This is a genomic window from Leisingera sp. S132, from assembly GCF_025144465.1.
Lineage (GTDB): Bacteria > Pseudomonadota > Alphaproteobacteria > Rhodobacterales > Rhodobacteraceae > Leisingera.
In genome coordinates this window covers 918991-942607 of the sequence record NZ_CP083553.1, presented here as the reverse complement: position 1 = coordinate 942607, position 23617 = coordinate 918991, and the positions used below count along the sequence as shown (strand labels likewise).

Here is a 23617-nt window from a genome sequence, read left to right as displayed (position 1 = left end):
AGCACTGTAAAAAATACAAAAATACGCTTCTTCAGTGCCACTTCACCGGCTTGGGGGCGCTCTGTCAGGTCTGGACCTCTGACCTTTGCCTGCCTACCCTTGCGGCAAGCAGAAGGAGGCAGAACCATGGCTGTTGGCCGCAATATCCGCACATTTTTCGATGGCAGCTGGCAGGATGGCAATACGGCCGTAATGCGGGCTGCGGACCATGCGATGTGGCTGGGGTCCTCCGTTTTTGACGGCGCGCGCTTCTTTGACGGCAGAACTCCGGACCTGGACCTGCACTGCGCCCGCACCAATGCCTCAGCCGAGGCACTGATGATGACGCCGACCCTTTCCGCAGCGCAGATGACGGAGATCATCCGCGACGGGCTGGAGGGGTTTGCCCCCGGCGCCGCGGTCTATATCCGGCCGATGTACTGGGCCGCCGACGGCGACGAGACGCTGATTGCGCCCAAGGCGGACAGCACACGGTTCGCTGTCTGCTTGGAGGAAATACCGATGGCGGCGCCCGAGGCCTCTGCCACGCTGACCCGCACCCGTTTCCGCCGTCCGGTGCTGGAAAGCGCGGTGGTGAATGCCAAGGCGGGCTGCCTCTATCCCAACAATGCCCGGATGCTGCGGGAGGCGCGCAGCAAAGGGTTCAGCAACGCGCTGGTGCTGGACGCCCTGGGCAATGTCGCCGAAACCGCCACCACCAATGTCTTCATGGTCCGCGACGGCGAGGTCTTCACCCCGGTCCCCAACGGAACCTTCCTGGCGGGCATCACACGCGCGCGCCATATCAGCAACATGCGTGCTGACGGCATCACCGTGCATGAATGCGTGCTGGGATATCAGGATTTCGAGGGGGCGGACGAGATCTTTCTCTCCGGCAACATGAGCAAGGTGACGCCCGTCACCGCCTTTGACGACTGCCGCTACCAGGCCGGCCCCGTGGCCAAACGGGTACGGGACCTTTATTGGGACTGGGCCGCCACCCAGCTGTAAATCCGTCCGTTCCACCGGGACAAGGCAATCCTATCCGGCAGAAAGTCTAGGGCCAGAAATACGCAGCGATGACGGCGCGTTGGCTCTATTGCCTGATTGGCCCGCTTGCGCCATGATCCGCGGTGCAACAACGAGAGAGCGAAGATGCGCAAATTCCTTGTGGTCCTGGACGACAGCCGCGAATGCCTGAACGCCATGCGCTTTGCCGCGATGCGGGCGGCGCATACCGGCGCGGGCGTTACCATCCTGTCGGTCATCCCGCCGGATGAGTTCAACCACTGGATCGGTGTCGGCGAGGTGATGCGCGAGGAAGCCCGCGAGCGCATCCACGCGCATTTTGAGGTTTTTGCCAAATGGATGCGCGACCGCCAGAACGTGGACCCCGAACTGGTGATCCGCGAGGGGGAACCGGTGCCGGAAATCCTCGACTTTATCGAGGGCGATGCGGAAATCGGCGTTCTCGTGCTGGGCGCTGGCACCGGCCGTAAGGGACCGGGACCGCTGGTCACTCAGCTCACCAAGAACTCCGGCGCCCTGCCGGTGCCGATCACCATTGTGCCCGGCGACCTGAGCAAGGAAAAGCTGGAAGCGATCACCTGACCAGAAGGGACGGCAGAGGCGATGAGCGGCAGGATCATTTTCTGGTTCGAATTCGCCTCCACCTACTCTTATCTGAGCGTGATGCGTATCGGCGGAATGGCTGCCGCCCGCGGCGTTGCGGTTACCTGGAAGCCGTTTCTGCTTGGGCCTATTTTTGCCGCCCAGGGCTGGGACACCTCCCCTTTCAACATTTATCCGGCCAAGGGCCGCTATATGTGGCGCGACATGGAGCGGATCTGCGCGGCCCGCGGCCTGCCCTTCTGCCGCCCGGACGTGTTCCCGCAGAACGGGCTGACCGCGGCGCGGCTGGCTTTGGCTGCGGCCGAAGAGAACCGCATTGAACCTTTCGCCAAGGCGGTGTTCCAAGCGCAGTTTGGCGCGGGTAAAGACATCGCAGATGAAACTGTCCTGCAGGACTGCCTGACCAAGGCCGGTCTCGATCGCAGCCTGATGCAGCGGGCGCAGGCGCCGGAGATCAAGTCCGCGCTGCGGGACCAGACCGAAGAGGCCATGAACGCAGGCATTTTCGGCGCGCCCAGCTTTACCAGCGGGACGGAACAGTTCTGGGGCGATGACCGGCTGGAGCAGGCGCTGGAGCACACCACTGGCAATGCGATTTAGAATCGTTCCAAATCTTGACTTGGCGGGCTGCAGAGCGCATATCGGGGGCACGCTTAACGGAGACCCGACATGTTCATTCAGACTGAATCCACGCCCAACCCGGCGACGCTGAAATTCCTGCCGGGCCAGACCGTTCTGGAGGTCGGCACTGCCGACTTCCCCAGCCCAGACGCCGCTGGCAAATCGCCGCTGGCCTCCCGCATCTTTGCGGTTGAAGGCGTAACCGGTGTGTTTTTCGGCAATGACTTCGTCACGGTGACTAAGGCTGAAGGCGTCGAATGGGACCACATCAAACCCGCGATCCTGGGTGCGGTAATGGAGCACTACCAGTCCGGCCAGCCGGTGATGGCAGACGGTTCTGAAAGCCCGGCCTCGGGACATGCGGAACATTCCGGCGAGGACGCCGAGATCGTCGACCAGATCAAGGAACTGCTGGACAGCCGGGTGCGCCCGGCTGTGGCACAGGACGGCGGCGACATCACCTTCCACGGTTTTGACCGCGGCGTGGTCTACCTGCATATGCAGGGTGCCTGCGCCGGATGCCCGTCCTCGACCCTGACCCTGAAGATGGGCATCGAAAACCTGCTGCGCCACTACATCCCGGAAGTCACCGAAGTGCGCCCGGTTGCCGTCTGACCGCGCACGAAAGGACATCTGATGGCTGCCGAACCGCTGGTTCTGGGTTTTGACACATCGGCCGCGCATTGCGCGGCCGCTTTGCTGCGCGGCGATGTGGTGCTGGCCTCCCGGCTGGAAGAAATGACCCGGGGTCAGGCCGAACGGCTGATGCCGCTTCTGGAAGAGGTATTGTCGGAGGGCGGTGCCGCATGGGCAGACCTCGACGCCATCGGCGTGGGCATCGGCCCCGGCAACTTCACCGGCATCCGCATTGCGGTCTCCGCCGCCCGCGGGCTGGCGCTGGGGCTGGAAGTGCCGGCAGTGGGCGTCGACGGGTTTGAGGCCCGCGCGGCGGACGGGTCTTTGCCCGCGGTGCCTGCCCCGCGCGATCAGGTCTATGCCGCGCTGCCGGGCCAAGCACCGCGTCTGATGCCGCGCCAGGAGGCTGCGGAGGCCGCCCGCGGTGCCGGGCTGGCGTTTGCGCCCGAGGCGAGCCCGCCGGGGATTGCCGAAGCGATTGCGCGCATTGCAGCGGCGCGGTTTGAAACCGTGACCGAGCCGCCTGCGCCGCTGTACCTGCGCGCCGCTGATGCGGCGCCCTCCAGCGACGTGCCGCCGGCGCTGATTGATGAGTGACCCCCTGACACCGGAAGAGATGGCCGCCACCCATGCTGCGGCTTTCACACAGGCGCGGCCGTGGTCGGCACCGGAGTTTGCCGCGCTGCTGGACAGCCCGCTGGTGTTTGCCGCCGGCGATGCCCGCTGTTTTGCCCTGGTGCGGGCAATTGCAGATGAAGCTGAACTTCTGACCATCGCGACAGGCCCCGCTCATCAGCGCCAAGGGCTGGCCCGGGCCTGCATGCTGGACTGGGAATCACTCGCCCGCGCGCGCGGTGCGGCGGAAGCGTTTCTGGAAGTCGCCGAAGACAATGCACCCGCACAGGCCCTTTACCGCGCCTGCGGATTCGCCGAATGCGGGCGCCGGACGGGGTATTACCGCCGCAAAGACGCCAATCCGGCGGATGCAATCCTGATGAGAAAAGCTTTACGCTAGGCCAGTTGCGCGGATTTCGCACCAAATGGTCAAAAAGCGGTTGACCCCCTCCCTGCCCTGCAGGCTAAATTGCCGCACCCTCTAAGGCCTGAACGGGGCCGGGCAGCGGAAAATCCCCGCTGCATCCAACAAATAATGACAGTGGGAGTTAACCTGATGACCCTGATGAAACCGCTGATGGGCGCAGCCGCGACGCTGGCCCTGACCGCAGGCGCCGCGCTGGCGGAACCGGCGCTGATCTTTGATCTGGGCGGCAAGTTCGACAAGAGCTTCAATGAGGCCGCGCACGGCGGTGCCCAGCGCTGGGCCGAAGAGACCGGCGAAAGCTACCGCGAGATCGAACTGCAGTCCGAAGCCCAGCGCGAGCAGGCGCTGCGCCGCTTTGCCGAAGCGGGCGCCAACCCGATCGTGATGGTCGGCTTTGCCTTTGCCGATGCCCTGGGCCAGGTGGCTGCCGATTATCCGGACACCAAGTTCACCATCATCGACATGGTTGTCGAAGGCGACAACGTGCGCTCGGTTGTCTTTAACGAACATGAAGGCTCCTATCTGGTTGGCATGATGGCCGCAATGGCGTCCAAATCGAACACCGTGGGCTTTATCGGCGGCATGGACATCCCGCTGATCCGCAAGTTCGCCTGCGGCTATGCCGAGGGCGTCAAAGCAGCCAACCCGGACGCCACCGTGATCGCCAACATGACCGGCACCACCCCGGCGGCCTGGAACGACCCGGTCAAGGGGTCCGAGCTGACCAAGGCGCAGATCAGCCAGGGCGCTGACGTGGTCTATGCCGCGGCCGGCGGCACCGGCGTCGGCGTGCTGCAGACCGCGGCCGACGAAGGCATCCTGTCGATCGGCGTCGACAGCAACCAGAACCACCTGCATCCGGGCCAGGTTCTGACCTCGATGACCAAGAAGGTCGGCAACGCCGTCTATGAGGCGTTCCAGGACGGTCCGGACATGGAGACCGGCTTCTCTGTCATGGGCCTGGCCAACGGTGGCGTCGGCTATGCCATGGATGAGCACAACGCATCCCTGGTCTCTGCCGACATGCAGGCGGCTGTGGACGACGCTGCAGCCAAGATCGCCTCGGGCGAGATCAAGGTGCATGACTACATGTCCGACGACAGCTGCCCTGCGCTGAGCTTCTAAAGAGAAAGCCCCAGGCCATGACGGAGTCACTGCATATTCTGTTTGCGGCCTGGGGCGACCCATCGCCCGAAACGCGTGCTGCACAAACGGACGCGGCCATCGGGCCAGATTTCTACTATTCCGATCCCAACACCCCTGCCCCCATCACCTCCCGCGACGGCTACTTGGAATACATTGCGCAGTTCAGCGCGATGATGCCGGGTGCCGCGGCCAAGGTGGTTGCCGTCTCGGAACACCACGGCCACGCACGCGCCACAGTGGATTTCGAGAAGGACGGACAGCGCATGGTGCGCGGCCAGTACTTTGCCGATCTGAAGGACGGCAAGGTGGTGCGGCTGATCGGATTTACAGGCATGGGAGAGCCCGATTGACCGCCCCCGCCATCGAACTCAAAGGCATTTCCAAGGCCTTTGGCCCGGTCCAGGCTAACAAGGACATCTCCATCAGCGTCGCCCCCGGCACCATTCACGGCATCATCGGTGAAAACGGTGCGGGCAAGTCGACGCTGATGTCGATCCTCTACGGCTTCTACAAGGCCGATTCAGGCGAAATCTGGATCAAGGGCAAGAAGACTGCGATTCCGGACAGCCAGGCGGCGATTGCCGCAGGCATCGGCATGGTGTTCCAGCACTTCAAACTGGTGGAGAATTTCACCGTGCTGGAAAACATCGTGCTGGGAGCCGAGGACAGCGGCATGCTGATGCCCTCGCTGCGCCGTGCCCGCAAGGAGCTGAAGGCGCTGGAGGAGGAATACGAGCTGTTCGTGGACCCCGACGCCCGTATTGACGAGATCGGCGTCGGCATGCAGCAGCGGGTGGAGATCCTCAAGGCGCTCTACCGCAAGGCTGAGATCCTGATCCTGGACGAGCCCACCGGGGTGCTGACGCCTTCTGAGGCTGACCAGCTTTTCCGCATCCTCGACCGGCTGCGCGCCGAAGGCAAGACCATCATCCTGATCACCCACAAGCTGCGGGAGATCATGGAATACACCGACACGGTGTCTGTCATGCGCCGCGGACAGATGACCGCGACTGTCAAAACGGCTGAGACCAGCCCTGAGCATCTGGCCGAGCTGATGGTGGGCCGCAAGGTGCTTCTGCGCGTCGACAAAGTCCCCGCCCAGCCCGGCGCCCCGATCCTGGAGATCGAGAACCTGCGGGTGGTGGACAGCGCCGGGGTCGAGCGCGTCAAGGGCATCGACCTCACGGTCCGCGCGGGCGAGATCGTCGGCATCGCCGGCGTCGCAGGCAACGGCCAGTCGGAGCTGCTGGAGGTACTGGGCGGCATGCGCCCCGGCACCGGCAGTATCAAACTGCACGGCAATCCCCTGCCCCTGCAGGGACTTGGCTCGGATGCCGCCGCGCGGCGTGAAGCCCATATCGGCCATGTGCCGGAGGACCGCCAGCGCGAAGGCCTGATCATGGACTTCCACGCCTGGGAAAACGTCGCCTTTGGCTACCACCGGGATCCGGCCTACAAAAACGGCGTGCTGATGAACAACGCAACGCTGCGCGCCGATACCGAGGCCAAGATGGAGAAATTCGACGTCCGCCCGCCCGATCCCTGGCTGGCGGCCAAGAATTTCTCCGGCGGCAACCAGCAGAAAATCGTCGTGGCCCGCGAGATCGAGCGCAACCCCGACCTGTTGCTGGTCGGCCAGCCGACCCGCGGCGTCGACATCGGCGCCATCGAATTCATTCACAAGCAGATCGTCGAGCTGCGCGATCAGGGCAAGGCGATCCTGCTGGTCTCGGTCGAGCTGGAGGAAATCCTGTCGCTCGCCGACCGGGTCGCCGTGATGTTTGACGGCATGATCATGGGCGAACGGCCTGCCGATCAGACCGATGAGAAAGAACTGGGCCTGATGATGGCCGGTGTCGCGGGGGAGGCCGCGTAAATGGACAAGATGCCGAAATGGGCCGATGTGGTCCTGATCCCGCTGATCAGCCTGGTGCTGGCCGCGCTGCTGTCGGCGCTGGTGATCCTGGGGATCGGCGAAGACCCGGTCGCCGCGGTCAAGCTGATGGTCGATGGTGCCCTGGGCTCCACCTATGGCTGGGGCTACACGCTCTACTACGCCACCAATTTCATGTTCACCGGCCTTGCGGTGGCGATTGCCGCCCATGCGGGCCTGTTCAACATCGGCGGCGAGGGCCAGGCGATGCTAGGCGGGCTTGGCGTGGCGCTGGTCTGCCTGCTGATCCCGTGGCCGCATTGGACGCTGGCGCTGGTCTTTGCGGCGCTTGGCGCGGGCCTCTTCGGTGCGGCCTGGGCCGCGATCCCGGCCTATCTGCAGGCCAAGCGCGGCAGCCATATCGTGATCACCACTATCATGTTCAACTTCATCGCCGCCGCGGTGCTGAACTATGTGCTGGTGAACCTGCTGCGCCCCGAGGGCTCGATGGATCCGGCCACTAAACGCTTCCCCGAGGCCGTGCATCTGCCCTCCCTGCATGAACTGCTGGCCCCGGTCGGGATCGAGTTCTCGAAATCCGCACCCGCCAACGTCAGCCTTCTGGTGGCCGTCGGCGCCTGCCTGTTTGTCTGGCTGCTGATCTGGCGCACGCCGCTGGGGTATGAAATCCGCTCCCTCGGCAAGTCCGAGCCGGGCGCGCGCTATGCCGGTATCTCCTCGGTCCGCACCATCATGATCGCGATGCTGATTTCCGGCGCGCTGGCCGGGATGATGGCCGTGAACAACGTGATGGGCGAGGCAGAGCGGCTGGTCCTGAACGCCACCGAAGGCGCCGGCTTCATCGGCATCGCGGTGGCGCTGATGGGGCGCAACCACCCGTTCGGCGTGTTCCTGGCGGCGATCCTCTTTGGCTTCCTCTACCAGGGCGGCGCCGAGCTGGCGCTCTGGACCTCGATCCCGCGCGAGCTGATCGTGGTGATCCAGGCCCTGGTGATCCTCTTCACCGGCGCGCTCGACAATATGGTGCGGATGCCGCTGGAGCGGATCTTCCTGATGATGCGGAAGGGGCAGAACTGATGGACTTCCTGACGATCATCCAGCTCTTGGATTCCACCGTCCGCCTGGCCACGCCTTTGCTGCTGGCCTGCCTTGCGGGTCTGTTCTCCGAACGCGCAGGCATTTTCGACATCGGGCTTGAGGGCAAGATGCTGATGGCCGCCTTCTTCTCTGCCGCCGTTGCTGCCGTCACCGGCAATGTCTGGCTGGGGTTGCTGGCCGGCATCGGTTCCTCGCTGGTGCTGGCGGGGCTGCACGGGGTGGCCTCGATCACCTTCCGCGGCAACCAGCTGATCTCCGGCGTGGCGATCAACTTCCTGGCCGCAGGCATGACGGTGCTGATTGCCCAGGACTGGTTCCAGCAGGGCGGCCGCACCCCGTCGCTGATCGGCGGCGGGCGCTTCACCCCGTTTGACCTGCCCTTTGCCGACAGCCTGTCGGGCGTGCCGGTTCTGGGTCCGGTCTATGCTGAGTTGCTCTCCGGCCATTCGGTCCTGGTCTACATCGCCTTTCTGGCGGTGCCCGCCACCTGGTGGGTGCTGTTCCGCACCCGCTTCGGCCTGCGCCTGCGCGCAGTCGGTGAAAACCCTGCTGCCGTGGACACTGCGGGCGTCTCGGTTGTCGGCCTGCGCTATGCAGCCGTGATGATCTGCGGCCTGTTGTGCGGCATTGCCGGCGCCTATCTGGCCACTGCCCTGCAGGCGGGATTCGTCAAGGACATGACCGCGGGCCGCGGCTTCATCGCCCTGGCGGCGCTGATCTTTGCCAAGTGGCGGCCCTGGCACGCGATGGGTGCCTGCCTGCTGTTCGGCCTGCTGCAGGCAATTGCGCTGCGGTTTCAAAACATTGAGCTGGGCGGCATCACCATCCCGGTGCAGGCAATGGATGCGCTGCCCTACGTGCTGACAGTGGTGATCCTGGCCGGTTTCGTCGGCAAGGCTATCCCGCCCCGCGCCGGCGGCGAACCCTATGTGAAAGAGCGATAAGCACCGCGCCAAAAACAGTAAAACGCCCGGCCCTGCGCCGGGCGTTCTTCTTTTCCGCCCTTTGTACTTTCAGGGTCATGGGCCGCGACACTGCGGCGCGCAAGCACCGTTCACCCTTGACGCGGCAAAGCCGAAAGCACACTCGTCCAGGCCAGCTGAGGGGCAGCCCTGCCCCTCAGAGGCTTGTCAGCGGGAAACCTTCACACCGCACACAGTGCGGTGCCCGGCCCAAGGCTGCCAAGGCGAAGGGCAAGACCCTTCTCCTGCAGGCGCGGGAGCCCCTCTACCCTTAAGTCCAGATCAAGACCCGCTGTCGGTCCTGTTTGCAGCAGTGCCGCCCGGCCGGTTGACCACGCGCGCCGCAGTTGCTGTAAGACCGCATGCACATCTTCCTTCCCATCGCCGAGGTCTCGGTCAATTTTCTGCTGCTTCTGGGCATTGGCGGTGCCGTCGGGGTGCTGTCGGGCATGTTCGGGGTTGGCGGCGGCTTCCTGATCACGCCGCTCTTGTTCCTGATCGGCATCCCGCCGGGGGTTGCAGTGGCCACTTCTGCCAATCAGGTGGTGGCCTCGTCCGTGTCCGGCCTGATGGCGCATTTCCGGCGCCGCACAGTGGACCTCAAGATGGGGTACGTTCTACTGGGCGGCGGCCTTATGGGGGCAGCACTGGGGATGGCGGTCTTCAACTGGCTCAAGCAGCTGGGCCAGGTCGATCTGGCGGTGCAGCTGTGCTATGTGCTGTTCCTCGGAGTGATCGGCGCGCTGATGTTTATCGAAAGCGTCAACGCCATCCGCAAGGCGCGGCAGGCCGGCGGCGCCCCCGCCTACAAGCGGCGCCAGCGGTCCTGGGTGCATGCCTTCCCCTACAAGATGCGGTTCAAGGCCTCTGGTCTCTATATCTCTGTGATCCCGCCCGCGCTGGTCGGCTTTGGCGTCGGCATCCTTTCGGCAATCATGGGCGTCGGGGGCGGCTTCATCATGGTGCCTGCGATGATCTACATCCTTGGAATGCCGACCAAAGTGGTGATCGGCACCTCCCTTTTCCAGATCATCTTTGTCGCCGGCTTCACCACGGTGATGCACGCAACCACCAATTACACTGTCGACGTGGTGCTGGCGCTGTTCCTGCTGATTGGCGGCGTTGCGGGCGCCCAGCTTGGCACCGTGATCGGCGCCAAACTGAAGGCGGAACAGCTGCGGGTGCTGCTGGCGCTGCTGGTGCTGTCAGTGTCCATCAAGATCGGGTTCGAACTGCTGCTTGAACCGGCTGACCTGTTTTCCCTGACCGTTCTGAACCTGCCCTGATACAGGCAAATGCGGCAGACCTCAGGCTGCAATAAGTCCAGTTTGCAACTGCAAATCAGTCCTGCACGCTGCAGAGCGGCATAGATCATTGATTTTTGATATGACTGCGGTCTAACAAAGAACATGCAGATATACCTTCCCATAGCTGAGGTCTCAGTGAATGCCTTCCTTCTCCTGGGCCTTGGGGGAATGGTCGGGGTTCTCTCGGGCATGTTCGGAGTTGGCGGCGGCTTCCTGATGACGCCGCTTTTGTTCTTCATCGGCATCCCGCCCGCAGTGGCGGTGGCCACCGAGGCGAACCAGATCGTCGCCTCTTCCTTTTCTGGCGTGCTGGCGCATTTCCGAAGGCGGACGGTCGATATCAAGATGGGTCTGGTGCTGCAGGCCGGCGGTCTGATGGGCGCGGCGCTCGGGGTGGTGGTGTTCAACTACCTCAAGGCGCTCGGCCAGGTCGACCTGCTGGTCAAGCTCTGCTACGTCGTTTTCCTGGGCGTGGTCGGCGGGCTGATGTTCATCGAAAGCCTGAATGCGATCCGCAAGTCCAAGAAGGCGGGCGGCGCCGCGCCCGCAGCCCGGCGCCAGCGCGGCTGGGTGCATGCGCTGCCGTTCAAGATGCGGTTCCGCACCTCGGGCCTCTACATCTCGGTGATCCCGCCCGTTCTGGTTGGCATCTGCGTTGGTATCCTGGCCGCGATCATGGGGGTCGGCGGCGGTTTCATCATGGTGCCTGCGATGATTTATATCCTCGGCATGCCAACCAAGGTGGTTGTCGGCACATCGCTGTTTCAGATCATCCTGGTCACTGGCTTCACCACCATGCTGCATGCCACAACCAACTATACGGTGGACATCGTGCTGGCGGTTCTCCTGCTTGTCGGCGGTGTTATCGGTGCCCAGATCGGCACCCGCATCGGTGTCTACCTCAAGGCAGAACAGCTTCGCATCCTGCTGGCGCTGATGGTCATTGCGGTCTGCGCGAAATTGGGCCTCGACCTCCTGCTGCAACCGGCTGAGCTATACTCGCTCGGCGACGCAGGAGGCCACTGATATGCGCAAACTGCTGCTCTCAGCACTTACAGCCGCCGCGCTGGCGCTGCTGCCCCAATCCGCAGCCCAAGCCGCCAAGGAAGAGGTCGTTCTCGGCCTCAGCCAGGACCGGGTGGCGATCACCGCCACTTTCGACGGGTCCGAAATCCTGATTTTCGGCGCCGTGAAACGCGAAGCCCCGATTCCCACCGACGAGCCGCTGGAAGTGATCGTCGCCGTGTCAGGACCGGCCCCGTCCGTGATGGTGCGCCGCAAGGAGAAGAAACTTGGCATCTGGGTCAATGTAGACAGCGTGCTGGTCGACTCGGCGCCCGCATTCTATGCCGTTGCCACCAGCGCGCCCTTTGCCCAGGTGCTGAACGACACCGAAGACCTGCGTTTCCGGGTGTCGATCAAACGTGCGATCCGCTCGGTGGGTGCCGCCATGCATATTCGCGGTGCTCAGGCTTTTGCCGATGCGGTGGTGCGGATCCGCGAGAAAAACGGACTGTACTCGCTGCGGGAGAACACCGTTGCGGTGGATCAGCAGACCCTGTTCCGAACGGCGATCGCCATGCCGGCCGATCTGACCGAAGGCGACTACCAGACCCGCATCTTCCTGACCCGGGGCGGCGAAGTGGTGTCGAGCTATGAGACCACCATCGACGTCCGCAAGGTCGGGCTGGAACGGTTCCTCTTTTCCCTCTCGCGCGAGCAGCCATTCCTTTATGGCCTGATGTCACTGGCCATTGCGATTGCCGCCGGCTGGGGCGCCTCTGCGGCCTTCAGCCTGCTCAGGAACCGGTAGGAAGGCGCGCTGCGCGCCAGCGCAGCGCCACGCCCAACGGGAGCGGGGCATCCTGGATGCACCGGCGACGGGCGGGAGAGCCTAGCCGCGGCCGATATAGGGCATCTTGGTGGCCATCACCGTCATGAACTGCACATTCGCCTCCAGCGGCAGATTGGCCATGTGCAGCACCGACTTTGCCGCGTCCTCAACCGCAAAGCTTTGCATTGGCTCAGCTTCGGGATTCGCCTCGGCGTGCCGGCGGCTCAGGTCCTCCACCATCGGGGTCCGGGTATTGCCGATATCGATCTGGCCGCAGGCGATGTCAAAGGAGCGGCCGTCCAGCGACAGGCTTTTGGTCAGGCCGGTGATGGCCGCCTTGGTCGCCGCATAAGGCGCCGAGCGGGGCCGCGGCACGTGGGCGGCAATGGAGCCGTTGTTGATGATCCGCCCGCCTTGCGGCGACTGGTGGCGCATCTGCCGGAAGGCGGCCCGGGCGGTCAGGTACATGCCGGTAAGGTTCACGTTCACCGAGGTAAACCAGTCCTCCAGCGGGATCTCGTCAATGGTGCCGGGCGGGGTGAAGATGCCTGCATTGTTGAACAGAACATCCAGCCGTCCTGCCGCCATGGCAAAGCTGTTCACCGCATGGTCCACCGCCGCTGGATCAGTTACATCGGCGGGCAGGACATGGGCATTGGCATGACCCGCCGCCACCTCTTCAAGCTTCTCGGCCCGGCGCGCGGCCAGCCCGACCTGCCAGCCCTCCGCCAGGAACAGTTCCGCAACCGCCCGGCCGATGCCGGAACTGGCGCCCGTGATCAGGATCGTTCTGCTCATGCCGGGGTTTCCTCCTGTGCTTCCAGCGTCAGCGCCGCGGCGGGCACCGCCTTCAGGTCATCCACCGGCAGCGGGCCGGTGGGCTTTGCCAGCCGGTTCCTGACCACCCAGATCAGACGCTCCTGCGCCCGGGTGATCGCCACATAGGCCAGCCGTTTCCACAATGGCTGGCCTGCCTCCACCCGCCCCATCCGGGCCGCCGCATAGATATCAGGGGCAAAGACCTGCGCAGTTTCCCACTGGCTGCCTTGCGCCTTGTGAATCGTCACTGCCGCCCCATGCAGAAACGTTGCCCCCATGCGGGCGGCAAACGGAATGAAGGGCTCTTCCTCATCCGGCTTCTCAATTTTCACGATTGAGGCAGCCGAAACCTGCGGATCCTCTGCCCCCATCACATGCAGGCGCGAAAACCCGGGCTTGCGGCCCGGGCCGAGGTAGATCACCTGCGCCCCCTTGATCAGCCCGCGGGCCTCCAGATCCAGGCGCTTCTTGCGGTGTTTCGCCGGCAATTCGATACCGTCGCAGATCAGCGGCTCCCCCGCGATAAGCTCATCCTCAGGCGCGCCATGCACGCTGCGGAAGGCGTTGATCAGGCGGATGCGGGTATTGTTGCGCCAGACCAGCACTGGCGAGCGGGCCATCAGGTCGACCTCGACCCGCTGCCCCCAGACCACCCGGTCATCGCGCCGCGCGGTGTCTTCGATCATCCTCTCAAAATCCTCGAACCCCAGCTGCGGGTCGGCCAGCGCGTGCGCCAGGTCCAGGATCGGGTTGCCCGCTTCCTGCCTGTGAATACGGTTCAGAATCAGGCGGCGCGGCTCTGGCAGCGCTTCAAACACCATTGACCCCGACTGGTTCACCGGCGCCAGCTGCGCCGGGTCGCCAAACAGGATGAGGTTCGGGAAGATCTCCTTCAGATCCTCGAATTGGCGGTCGTCCAGCATCGAGGCCTCATCGACAAAACCTATGTCCAAAGGCTCCTCGCGCCGTTTCCAGCCGGTGATGAAGTCTGAGCCGCGCAAGCCCGCGGCGGCCAGGGCGCCGGGAATGGATTTGTTTTTCTCGTAAAAGGCGGCGGCACGGGCCAGCGCCTCTTCGGTCAGCCCTTCGATCTCGGGCTGGTCGCCCTGCCCCGCCAGCCATTCGGCGATCTTTTCAAACTCCGGGTCATAGACGGGCGTGTAGAGAATGCGGTGGATGGTGGTGGCCGGCACCCCGCGCAGGCGCAGCACGCTGGCGGCCTTGTTGGTCGGCGCCAGGATTGCCAGGGTGCGCCGGTCGTCGCTTTTTTTCCGGCTTTCGTAGTCGCCGGAGACAACTTCGACACCCGACTGCTCCAGCGCCTTGTAGAGTTCTGCCAGCAGCAGCGTCTTGCCCGATCCCGCCTTGCCGATCACCGCCATCACCCCGGCGTCGCCGCGGGGCGGGTGCAACAGCCCGTCATCAAGGTCCACCCCTGCCTGGCGCAGGAGTTCGGTCACGCTGTCATAAGCAGTGGCCTGGTCATCGGAAAACTGTACGGGCAGAGCTGTCATGGCGCGACCCTACAGCCGCGGGGCCGGGTTCGCCAGAGGCACCGGCCCCGGAAAGCGTCTCTGTCAGGCAGTAAGCGCCAGGGGAACCGCGGTCCCCGCTCCGCCGAAGGAACGGTCAAACCAGAGCTGCGACAGCTCCGGCGCGATGCCCGCTTTGGCGGCCACGTTCAGGTAGGTTTCTTCGGTATACTCCCAGTATCCCATGCAGATTGGATTCCGTTTTTGCCCGTCGGTACTTACGATCTCCGGCCCGAAACCCAAATTGCGGAACGCTCTTGCTGTATGCTGGTAGAAGACTGCTGTGTAGTGTGGAATACCAAAGGTGCGCATAATTTCCAGGCTGCCTAGCATCAAGGCCGACCCAACTTTGCCTTGCGACCTTCGGGACAGGCAGAAACGGGTGCATTCCCAAATCAGCGGGCTGCAGATTGGAACACCGTCGCAAAGATCCAGGAACACCTCATTAACCATTACCCGCCCGGTTGTTGGGAGAAACCGCATTGATCCGCCATGGCTGCCGTCGGGCAGTTCCCAGATCATGTAAAGCGGGTCCAGTTCATCATACTGATCCCGCTCCTCTCCTAATGCATTCACATGCACGTCCCAGCCCAGCCGGATCTTAAACTGATCCGCCCGGTCGCAGAACATCGAATGAGCCAGATCGGCATATTTGTGAAGGTCGCGGCCGTAAACGTAACGCAGCATGATGCTGTCTCCTTTTGATTGAAATGCAAAAGGAGAATACGGCTTTTGATTTTATTAAACGATAGAATCTGCAGCTATTAGAAGAAGTGAACCGTCAAATCACAATCAAGCCGAGACTCAGCGCACGTGCAATCGCATGTGTTGTATTAATTGCGCCCAGTTTGAAACGTGCACTTTCAATGTAGACCCGCAGTGTATGTTCCGAAATCGTCAGGGTTTCTGCGACCTGCGCCCGGCTGTAACCGATTGCCAGCAGGGTCAGCGCGTCAACTTCCCGTGGTGAAAGCGGCTGAGCCTCTTCCGCACCTCTGGAGGGCTCTAGTTCCAGCACTTTGCGGTTAAAGTAATGCGCCATGAGAATGAGATCACGGCCATATTTTTCGGTAATTTTCTCCCAGGCAGCATCATCACAGCTGTGGCTGACCGTGAACAGTGCGAACTGACCGTTGGGTCCCCGGATAGGAATGGCATAACCTTGATTTCCGACCCCGTGTTTCAGCGCATCTTTTAGAAACTCCCGTGCCGGTTTCGGTGACCAGTCCAATCGCTTCCAATCGACCGGGTGAAACCGTTGGTAACACCCCACGACAACCGGATCCACACGGGCATAAGCCCTTTCCACGTAGCGATCAGTCCACTCACGGGAATACGAACCGAAGTAGTAGTGGTTGCCTGCAGTTTCCACCCACAGATACATGGCATGGTCTACAGCGAACACAGCGCAAACCTGCTCGACGATTTTCTGAAGACCGTCCATAGTCTCAGTCGCATCAAGCGCTTCGAGTACATGATCCAGTTCTGCTTTGCCTGCCATTTTTACCGCCCAAATCCACCAAAGTTAGGTTTGAATGCCGCAACCCCTTTCGCTTCAGGCAAGGCATATGGATTTGGCTTTTGTGCAGCGCCCAAGTCACTGAAGTCAATTGCATTTCTGACCTGCCGGAAAAACATGGCAGCCTCGCGCCGTTCATAGGTGTCCTGAAACAGCCCTGCACCACTTAAGGTTTATCCTACACGCATCTTTTCGCCCAGCCACCTGAAATTCAAGCGATGCAGAGACGGCTAAACATCTGAAAAGATAAATTTATAAATAGAATTTCCCGCGAAACGCATCTGCGATTCGCGGGAAACACCGTTCTTCTTCACCTTTGAGGGCTGGTCCGCCTTCAGGCGTCGAGCACATCCTGCAAAGTGCGCAGGCCGGTCTTCGGCGCCTGCACCAGCACCGACATGTTGCCCGGCAGATGCTCGTTGCGCAGCATCTTCATATGAGCCTCGGGCAGGTCATTCCAGGTGAACACTTCGGACATGCAGGGGTCCAGACGGCGCTCCACCATCAGCTTGTTGGCCGCGGCAGCCTGCTTGAGGTGGGCAAAGTGCGAACCCTGCAGGCGCTTCTGGTGCATCCACATGTAGCGCACGTCGAATGTCAGGTTATAGCCGGTGGTGCCTGCGCAGATCACGACCATGCCGCCCTTCTTCACCACAAAGGTCGAGACCGGGAAGGTGCTTTCGCCCGGGTGCTCAAACACCATGTCGACATTCACGCCCTTGCCGGTGATGTCCCAGATGGCCTTGCCGAACTTGCGGGCTTCCTTAAACCACTCCGCATATTCCGGGGTGTTCACTGTGGGCAGCTGGCCCCAGCAGTTGAAATCCTTGCGGTTCAGAACACCCTTGGCGCCCAGCCCCATGACAAAGTCGCGCTTGCTTTCGTCAGAGATCACACCGATGGCATTGGCGCCGGCGGTGTTGATCAGCTGGATCGCATAAGAGCCGAGGCCGCCCGAAGCGCCCCAGACCAGAACATTCTGGCCCGGTTTCAGGTCGTGCGGCTCATGGCCGAACAGCATCCGGTATGCGGTCGCCAGCGTCAGCGTATAGCAGGCGCTTTCTTCCCAGGTCAGGTGCTTGGGGCGCGGCATCAGCTGCTGGGCCTGCACGTTGGTGAACTGGGCAAAGGATCCGTCCGGGGTCTCATAGCCCCAGATCCGCTGGCTGGGGGAGTACATCGGGTCGCCGCCGTTGCATTCCTCGTCGTCGCCGTCGTCCTGGTTGCAGTGGATGACCACCTCGTCGCCAACCTTCCAGCGGGTTACCTTGGAGCCCACCGCCCAGACGATGCCCGAAGCATCGGAACCCGCGATATGATACGGCGCCTTGTGGCCGTCAAACGGCGAGATCGGCTTGCCCAGCGAGGCCCAGACGCCGTTGTAATTGACGCCCGCTGCCATCACCAGAACCAGCACCTCGTTGCTGTCCAGCTCCGGCACGTCGACCACTTCCTGCTGCATCGCGGTGTTCGGCTCGCCGTGGCGCTCCTTGCGGATCGCCCATGCGTACATCTTCTTGGGCACATAGCCCATCGGGGGAATTTCCCCCAGTTCATAGAGATCTTTCTCGGGCGCCTCGTAAGACATGACGTCAGTCTGGGTATCCAATGCCATGATGGCCTCCTTTGTATCCTGTCCTTTGCCGCGGTGCAGAATCGCAGCGGTTATCTGATGGATAGGATTGAGAAGGTAATATTGCAACCACTTTTGCGGCATTTGGGTAATTTTATGACCCAGCGGATGCAGCATTACTTTTAGCAGGTGCAGAAAAATCACTGTTTCCGCCGGGCAAACTGGCATCCTCGGGCAGCAGATGACGGATCGAGTTGGCGTAAAACTCCAGCAGATCCTGACGGTCTGCCAATGGTGCAACCCGTCCGCCCGCTTCCGTCACCAGCCCGCGCCGCAACAGCTGGGTCAGACCCGCCTCAGCGGCATAGGACAAATCGTCCCGCGGTATGTGGACATGCGCCAGCGGCATTGCGGCAATCAGATCCTCCAGCCTGTGCTCAATTGCTGCCCGGCTGAGCGGCCCATGCCGCAGCAGGATGGCAGAAATCAGCGGCACCGGCAGTACCGGGACAATGCCGCTGATCCGGCTCATCAGCTCCCGCGCCAGCGGTTTCGTGATGTCGCCCTCGCGCCCGGCACCGAACCCGGCGAGGCTGAGAGGGCGGCCGAAATTCACCGCCGCATAGCCTGCGCGCCGGTAGCGGCCGGTCATCCACAGCCACAGCTGCCGCAAGAGCCGTAGCGCGACCAGCCCGATCCGGGCCTTGAACCGCCGGTCGCCCGCCTTGGCAGCTGAGGTCAGGATCTTGTCCTCGAGCACCCGGTCGTAATTCAGCGCCACTGGCACAAAGACCACGTCGCGCCGGTCCGGATCGTAGCCTTCGACGATGTATTTCAGCAGCCCCAGCTTGGGCGCGGCCAGCGCGCCATCAAGGCTGAGCCCCCCCTCGGGGAACATCGCCTGAGAGGAGCCGCCGCGGGTCGCCAGCCGCACATAGGCTGCCAGCACCTTGCGGTAGAGATCATTGCGCGAGCGCCGCCGGATGAAATAGGCACCCATCGCCCGGATCAGGCGGCTGAGCGGCCAGACCCGCGCCCACTCACCCACAGCATAAGACAGCGCCGAGCGGTCGGCGGCCAAGTATGTCACCAGCACGTAGTCCATGTTGGAGCGGTGGTTCATCACAAAGACCACGGTCGCGTTGGGGTCGATGGCACGCAGCGCTTCCTCGTCCTGGTGGCCCAGCCGCACCCTATAAACCGCGTTTGACAGAAACCGCGCCGCCCGGATCGCAAGACCAAAATAGGCAAAGGCGGAAAATCCCGGCACGATTTCACGCGCATAGCGGCGCACCTGTTCGTAGGCGACGTTTTCCGGGATGCCTTCTGCCGCAGCGTGGTCCGCCGCAGCCTGCGCGACCTGCGGGTCGTGAATCAGCCGCTGGATCATGTCGTGACGGCGTGCCAGTTTGAACGGCTCGATCGGACGCTCCAGCCGCTGATTGAGCCGCGCCACCGCCCGTTCCAGCCGCCGCCGGAAGAACCAGCGCACCGACGGGAACAGGAAATGCGACGCAAATGTCACCGCGGCAAAACCGACGATGAGCACAAAGAGCCACAGCGGAAGTTCCACGGTTTGCGTCATGAGGGAACAGTTGCGCATGGCAACAGCCTTTACAAGCGCCAAGCCTGCAAGGTTATCCGGCCCCTGCAGCGGAATTGCCGCAACGCAGCGAATTGACACGGGTTGAAAATTGCAGTTTACATCTGCGTGACGAAATAAAATTACCGCCACACTGACTCGCGAGGCCCGACATGCCGCAGATGCAAAAAGACCGCCCCTGGCTGATCCGCACCTATGCCGGCCATTCCACGGCATCGGCATCCAACGCGCTGTACCGCGCCAACCTGGCCAAGGGGCAGACCGGCCTCTCGGTCGCCTTCGACCTGCCGACCCAGACCGGCTATGACAGCGACCATGTGCTGGCCCGCGGCGAAGTGGGCAAGGTCGGCGTGCCCGTCTGCCATCTGGGCGACATGCGCACCCTGTTCGACCAGATCCCGCTGGAGCAGATGAACACCTCGATGACCATCAACGCAACCGCCCCCTGGCTGCTGGCGCTGTACATTGCAGTGGCTGAGGAGCAGGGTGCAGACGTGTCGAAACTGCAGGGCACGGTGCAGAACGACCTGATCAAGGAATATCTGAGCCGCGGCACCTATGTCTGCCCGCCCAAGCCCAGCCTCAAGATGATCGCGGATGTGGCGGAGTACTGCTACACCAACGTGCCCAAGTGGAACCCGATGAACGTCTGCTCCTACCACCTGCAGGAGGCCGGCGCGACGCCGGAGCAGGAGCTGGCCTTTGCCCTGGCCACCGCGCAGGCGGTTCTGGACGAGCTGAAACCGCGCATCGCACCCGAGGATTTCCCGGCGATGGTTGGCCGCATCTCCTTCTTTGTGAACGCGGGCATCCGGTTTGTCACCGAAATGTGCAAGATGCGCGCCTTTGTCGATCTGTGGGACGAGATCTGCGAGAAGCGCTACGGCGTCGCAGATCCCAAGTTCCGCCGCTTCCGTTATGGCGTTCAGGTGAACTCGCTGGGGCTGACCGAACAGCAGCCGGAGAACAACGTCTACCGCATCCTGATCGAGATGCTGGCGGTGACGCTGTCCAAGAAGGCCCGCGCCCGCGCGGTGCAGTTGCCCGCGTGGAACGAGGCACTTGGCCTGCCCCGGCCCTGGGACCAGCAGTGGTCCATGCGGATGCAGCAGATCCTGGCCTATGAAACCGACCTGCTGGAGTACGGCGACTTGTTCGACGGCAACCCGGCAGTGGACGCCAAGGTGGAAGAGCTGAAGGAAGGCGCCCGTGCCGAGCTCGCCAACCTGGAATCCATGGGCGGCGCAGTGGCCTCGATCGAATACATGAAGGGCCGCCTCGTTGACTCCAATGCCGAGCGCCTGAACCGGATCGAACGCAATGAAACCGTTGTTGTCGGCGTCAACAAATGGACCGAGGGCGAGCCCTCGCCGCTGCAGACCGAGGATGGCGGCATCATGGTGGTCGACCCGGCGGTGGAGCAGGAGCAAATTGCGCGGCTGAACACGTGGCGCGGCGAACGCGATGCGGCGGCTGTAGAACAGGCGCTGGCGGCCCTGCGTGCTGCGGCGCAAAGCGGCGCCAATGTCATGGAACCCTCGATTGCCGCCGCCAAGGCCGGCGTCACCACCGGTGAATGGGCCGAGGAAATGCGCAAGGTCTATGGCACCTACCGCGGCCCGACCGGCGTGTCGGCCTCTGTCTCCAACAAGACCGAAGGGCTTGATGATCTGCGCGATGCGGTCAACGCTGTCAGCGACGTGCTGGGCCGCCGGATCAAGTTTGTTGTCGGCAAGCCTGGCCTGGACGGCCACTCCAACGGTGCCGAACAAATTGCCTTCCGCGCCCGCGATTGCGGCATGGACATCACCTATGACGGCATCCGCATGACCCCTGCGGAACTGGTGGAAGCGGCGCAAAAGGACGACGCCCATGTGGTGGGCCTGTCGATCCTGTCAGGCAGCCACCTGCCGCTGGTCGAGGAAATGATGCAGCGCATGCGCGACGCCGGGCTTGAGCATATTCCCGTGGTTGTTGGCGGCATCATTCCGGATGAAGACGCGCAAAAGCTGAAATCCATGGGTGTGGCCCGGGTCTACACCCCCAAGGATTTCGAGCTTAATTCAATCATGAGCGATATTGTCGACCTGGCAAAGCCACCGCAAATTGCAGCGAATTGACCTTTAACAGGCGATTTCCTGCAAATACCCAAGAAAGATGCTGAAACGCGTCTGGAAATTGGTCCATAAGGAATGACATACCGGCTTTTCCGGTATGTCATTTTTATATGGAGTTCAAAATGACCTTCGATCTTTCGGCAATGAGCAGAAAAGAGCTTCTCCAACTGCAAAGCGACGTTGAAAAGGCCTTGCAGGAGGCAGAACTGCGTGAGCGGCAGGAAGCCCTGAAAGCTGCCGAAGAAGCTGCCGCCAAATTCGGATTTTCGCTGGATGAAATCGCCAATGCAGCGCGCCAGGGCGTCAAGAAAACCAAGGCTGCCCCGAAATACCGCAACCCCAGCAACCCCGAGGAAACCTGGACCGGCCGCGGCCGGAAGCCGCATTGGGTGCATGCCGCGCTAACCGCGGGCATGGATATTTCCGACCTGGAAATCTGAAGCCTTAGCGGAGGTAAGCCATGACCATTCATATTGGCGCCGCACCGGGTGACATCGCTGAAGTTGTTCTGATGCCTGGCGACCCCTACCGCGCAAAATGGGCGGCGGAAACCTTTCTGCAGGAAGCCCGGCTGATCAATGAAGTGCGGGGAATGCTGGGTTATACCGGCACTTGGAACGGCCACCGCGTCACCATCCAGGGCAGCGGCATGGGCATGCCCTCGCTGTCGATCTACGCCAATGAACTGATCCGGAACTACGGCGCAAAAACCCTGATCCGCATCGGCTCCTGCGGCGGCATGCAAGACAAGGTCAAGGTCCGCGATGTGATCCTGGCAATGACCGCGAGCACCGTGAACAGCCCTTCCAGCGGCATTTTCCGCGAACTGAACTATGCGCCTTGCGCTGACTGGGGCCTGCTGCAGGCGGCGGCCCAGGCTGCATCCAAACGCGGCTCAGCCACTCATATCGGCGGCATCTACTCATCGGACGTGTTTTACGACGAACGCCCGGACCTGAATGAGCAGATGGTGCGCCATGGCATCCTGGGCGTCGAGATGGAAGCAGCGGAACTCTACACGCTGGCGGCCCGTCACGGCTGCCGCGCGCTGGCAGTGCTGACCGTGTCCGACCATCTGGGCACCGGTGAAGCCCTGCCCTCTGACCAGCGGGAGCGCAGTTTTGGAGATATGGTTGAAATTGCGCTGGAGGCAGCATTTAGCTGACCTAACGTAATTCAATTTATTTTCGCGAAAGGGCAGCGGATTTTCTGCTGCCCTTTCCTATTTGCCGTTTGGAGACCTTCAAGAAACAGCTGCCGCATTTTCACCGAAGATTTCCGCCACCCGTTTTGGAAAATGTGCAAACTGCGCGCGTCAGCCGTGCCCGTGGCTGCGGTCGTACCCGTTGGGCGGCGGGCTCTGCCAATCTCCCAGCGCGCTTTCTGCCGGGGCAAAGATCTCGACCAGCAGCGGATAGCACGCGGCAGTATCGCTGGAATGCTCTGCGGAACAGTCCCCGCCCGGGCAGGCGCTGAGGCTGCCCAACAGGTCGATCTCGGCAAAGAACTCCAGGTAATCACCGGGGCGCACCGGGCTTGCCTTCATGAAATACTGACCGGTATCGCGGGTAAAGCCGGTGCACATGAAGACATTGAGGACGTCATGCACATGCGGCTCCGCCTCCTCCGGGGAAACACTCAGATGATCTGCCAGCGCGCGGGTCAGGTTGGAATGGCAGCAATGATGGTACTGGCTGCCTGCCAGAAGGTTGCCGGTGTAAGGGTCGCAGCGGGTGCCGATCACATCATGCACCGAGCCGCCGAATTCATCCATCCCGTACCAGCCCAGTGTGTCGGCGGTGATTGTCGCCATCGGGCGCAGATGCGGGAAGCTGCTCCACATCCGCTCTCCCGTGGTGATGTGGGTGCCATGCAGCGCGCGGGTCTTGCCGGAGTAGAAGCGCTCCGACAGATCATTCTTGTTCCAGAGATTCAGGTCGCCCACCTGCGGCCCCTCGATTGAGGTAATGCGGAAGAAATGCCCGGCAGGCACTTCGAAGCAGGCCGCGTCGCGGGGCGGCACCCGCACCTCACCGGTCTTCACCGCGCCTACCCGCGCCCGGTGGTAGAGCGCCAGGTCCGGCACCGGCAGCGTCTCGTTCGGGTAGCAGATCACCGGTTTGACGGCGCGGCGGGCGTCTGCGTCTGCTGGGGCAGCGGGCATGCTGGACATAGGGGCAAACCTTCCTGTTCGTTTGCCCCATCAAGACCGCATCACGGCCCCAGCGCAAGCCCATAGCACCGGCTGCCCGGTCACAGGCCATCCCGGCCAGCGGCCTCAGCCCGGACCGCAGCTCTCCCGC

24 protein-coding genes are annotated in these 23617 nt (G+C 62.6%); 17 read left to right on the top strand and 7 right to left on the bottom strand.

All coding sequences use genetic code 11. The features are described 5' to 3' along the window. The first annotated feature begins 126 nt into the window (after positions 1-126). The 14 genes from K3725_RS04625 to K3725_RS04560 all read left to right on the top strand — a co-directional run bounded on the left by K3725_RS04625 (position 127) and on the right by K3725_RS04560 (position 12130). Positions 127-990 (top strand): branched-chain amino acid aminotransferase, encoded by an 864-nt coding sequence (locus K3725_RS04625; RefSeq protein WP_260017682.1) that lies wholly within the window; start codon positions 127-129, stop codon positions 988-990. Between the two features lie 144 nt (positions 991-1134). Beyond that, positions 1135-1590, top strand: a complete 456-nt coding sequence (locus K3725_RS04620; RefSeq protein ID WP_260017681.1) for a universal stress protein — start codon at positions 1135-1137, stop codon at positions 1588-1590. Between the two features lie 21 nt (positions 1591-1611). Continuing rightward, positions 1612-2211 (top strand): 2-hydroxychromene-2-carboxylate isomerase, encoded by a 600-nt coding sequence (locus tag K3725_RS04615; protein WP_260017680.1) that lies wholly within the window; start codon positions 1612-1614, stop codon positions 2209-2211. Positions 2212-2280: 69 nt separating this feature from the next. Further along, positions 2281-2847, top strand: coding sequence for a NifU family protein (locus K3725_RS04610; protein ID WP_260017679.1), 567 nt, complete (start codon positions 2281-2283; stop codon positions 2845-2847). A 21-nt stretch (positions 2848-2868) separates the two neighbouring features. Continuing rightward, positions 2869-3465 (top strand): tRNA (adenosine(37)-N6)-threonylcarbamoyltransferase complex dimerization subunit type 1 TsaB, encoded by a 597-nt coding sequence (tsaB, locus tag K3725_RS04605; RefSeq protein WP_260017678.1) that lies wholly within the window; start codon positions 2869-2871, stop codon positions 3463-3465. After that, positions 3458-3883 (top strand): GNAT family N-acetyltransferase, encoded by a 426-nt coding sequence (locus tag K3725_RS04600; protein ID WP_260017677.1) that lies wholly within the window; start codon positions 3458-3460, stop codon positions 3881-3883. The genes tsaB and K3725_RS04600 overlap by 8 nt, the downstream gene beginning before the upstream one ends. 156 nt (positions 3884-4039) lie before the next feature. After that, a complete protein-coding gene (locus tag K3725_RS04595; protein WP_260017676.1) occupies positions 4040-5035 on the top strand; it encodes a BMP family protein in 996 nt (331 codons plus the stop codon). 17 nt (positions 5036-5052) lie between these two features. Further along, positions 5053-5406, top strand: coding sequence for a nuclear transport factor 2 family protein (locus K3725_RS04590; RefSeq protein WP_260017675.1), 354 nt, complete (start codon positions 5053-5055; stop codon positions 5404-5406). After that, positions 5403-6932 carry an ABC transporter ATP-binding protein gene (locus K3725_RS04585; protein WP_260017674.1) on the top strand — a complete coding sequence of 510 codons (1530 nt, stop codon included), beginning with the start codon at positions 5403-5405 and terminating at the stop codon, positions 6930-6932. Before K3725_RS04590 ends, K3725_RS04585 begins: the two co-directional genes overlap by 4 nt. Beyond that, complete coding sequence (locus tag K3725_RS04580; protein WP_260017673.1) at positions 6933-8027, top strand: ABC transporter permease; 1095 nt, start codon at positions 6933-6935, stop codon at positions 8025-8027. Next, on the top strand, positions 8027-8992 hold the full coding sequence (locus tag K3725_RS04575) for an ABC transporter permease (protein WP_260017672.1): 966 nt from the start codon (positions 8027-8029) through the stop codon (positions 8990-8992). The genes K3725_RS04580 and K3725_RS04575 overlap by 1 nt, the downstream gene beginning before the upstream one ends. Before the next feature lie 380 nt (positions 8993-9372). Then, positions 9373-10296: a sulfite exporter TauE/SafE family protein gene (locus K3725_RS04570; protein WP_260017671.1), complete on the top strand. Its 924-nt coding sequence runs from the start codon at positions 9373-9375 to the stop codon at positions 10294-10296. Positions 10297-10419: 123 nt separating this feature from the next. Then, complete coding sequence (locus tag K3725_RS04565; protein WP_260017670.1) at positions 10420-11343, top strand: sulfite exporter TauE/SafE family protein; 924 nt, start codon at positions 10420-10422, stop codon at positions 11341-11343. A gap of 1 nt (position 11344) precedes the next feature. Then, positions 11345-12130 carry a TIGR02186 family protein gene (locus K3725_RS04560; protein WP_260017669.1) on the top strand — a complete coding sequence of 262 codons (786 nt, stop codon included), beginning with the start codon at positions 11345-11347 and terminating at the stop codon, positions 12128-12130. A gap of 81 nt (positions 12131-12211) precedes the next feature. Here the strand turns inward: K3725_RS04560 and K3725_RS04555 are convergent, their stop codons facing one another. The 6 genes from K3725_RS04555 to K3725_RS04530 form a co-directional block, all read right to left on the bottom strand. Then, positions 12212-12949 (bottom strand): SDR family oxidoreductase, encoded by a 738-nt coding sequence (locus K3725_RS04555; protein WP_260017668.1) that lies wholly within the window; start codon positions 12947-12949, stop codon positions 12212-12214. After that, on the bottom strand, positions 12946-14484 hold the full coding sequence (locus tag K3725_RS04550) for an ATP-dependent RecD-like DNA helicase (protein ID WP_260017667.1): 1539 nt from the start codon (positions 14482-14484) through the stop codon (positions 12946-12948). Before K3725_RS04550 ends, K3725_RS04555 begins: the two co-directional genes overlap by 4 nt. A gap of 63 nt (positions 14485-14547) precedes the next feature. Beyond that, the gene (locus K3725_RS04545; protein WP_260017666.1) at positions 14548-15189 is read right to left on the bottom strand and encodes an acyl-homoserine-lactone synthase; all 642 of its coding nucleotides are present in this window, start codon (positions 15187-15189) and stop codon (positions 14548-14550) included. 94 nt (positions 15190-15283) lie between these two features. Beyond that, entirely contained in the window at positions 15284-16003 is a 720-nt protein-coding gene (locus K3725_RS04540) for an autoinducer binding domain-containing protein (protein ID WP_260017665.1), read from the bottom strand. A gap of 352 nt (positions 16004-16355) precedes the next feature. After that, positions 16356-17636, bottom strand: coding sequence for a crotonyl-CoA carboxylase/reductase (ccrA, locus tag K3725_RS04535; protein ID WP_260017664.1), 1281 nt, complete (start codon positions 17634-17636; stop codon positions 16356-16358). A gap of 112 nt (positions 17637-17748) precedes the next feature. Beyond that, positions 17749-19179 (bottom strand): 1-acyl-sn-glycerol-3-phosphate acyltransferase, encoded by a 1431-nt coding sequence (locus tag K3725_RS04530; RefSeq protein WP_260017663.1) that lies wholly within the window; start codon positions 19177-19179, stop codon positions 17749-17751. A gap of 170 nt (positions 19180-19349) precedes the next feature. Between K3725_RS04530 and K3725_RS04525 the strand changes: the two genes are divergently transcribed. The 3 genes from K3725_RS04525 (at position 19350) to deoD (ending at position 22479) form a co-directional block, all read left to right on the top strand. After that, positions 19350-21317: a protein meaA gene (locus tag K3725_RS04525; RefSeq protein WP_260017662.1), complete on the top strand. Its 1968-nt coding sequence runs from the start codon at positions 19350-19352 to the stop codon at positions 21315-21317. A 119-nt stretch (positions 21318-21436) separates the two neighbouring features. Further along, positions 21437-21754, top strand: coding sequence for an H-NS histone family protein (locus tag K3725_RS04520; protein WP_260017661.1), 318 nt, complete (start codon positions 21437-21439; stop codon positions 21752-21754). A gap of 20 nt (positions 21755-21774) precedes the next feature. Further along, positions 21775-22479: a purine-nucleoside phosphorylase gene (deoD, locus tag K3725_RS04515; protein ID WP_260017660.1), complete on the top strand. Its 705-nt coding sequence runs from the start codon at positions 21775-21777 to the stop codon at positions 22477-22479. Between the two features lie 150 nt (positions 22480-22629). On the opposite strand, the gene K3725_RS04510 is transcribed toward deoD, so the two are convergent. Beyond that, on the bottom strand, positions 22630-23487 hold the full coding sequence (locus K3725_RS04510) for a DUF1989 domain-containing protein (RefSeq protein ID WP_260017659.1): 858 nt from the start codon (positions 23485-23487) through the stop codon (positions 22630-22632). Positions 23488-23617: the final 130 nt, after the last annotated feature.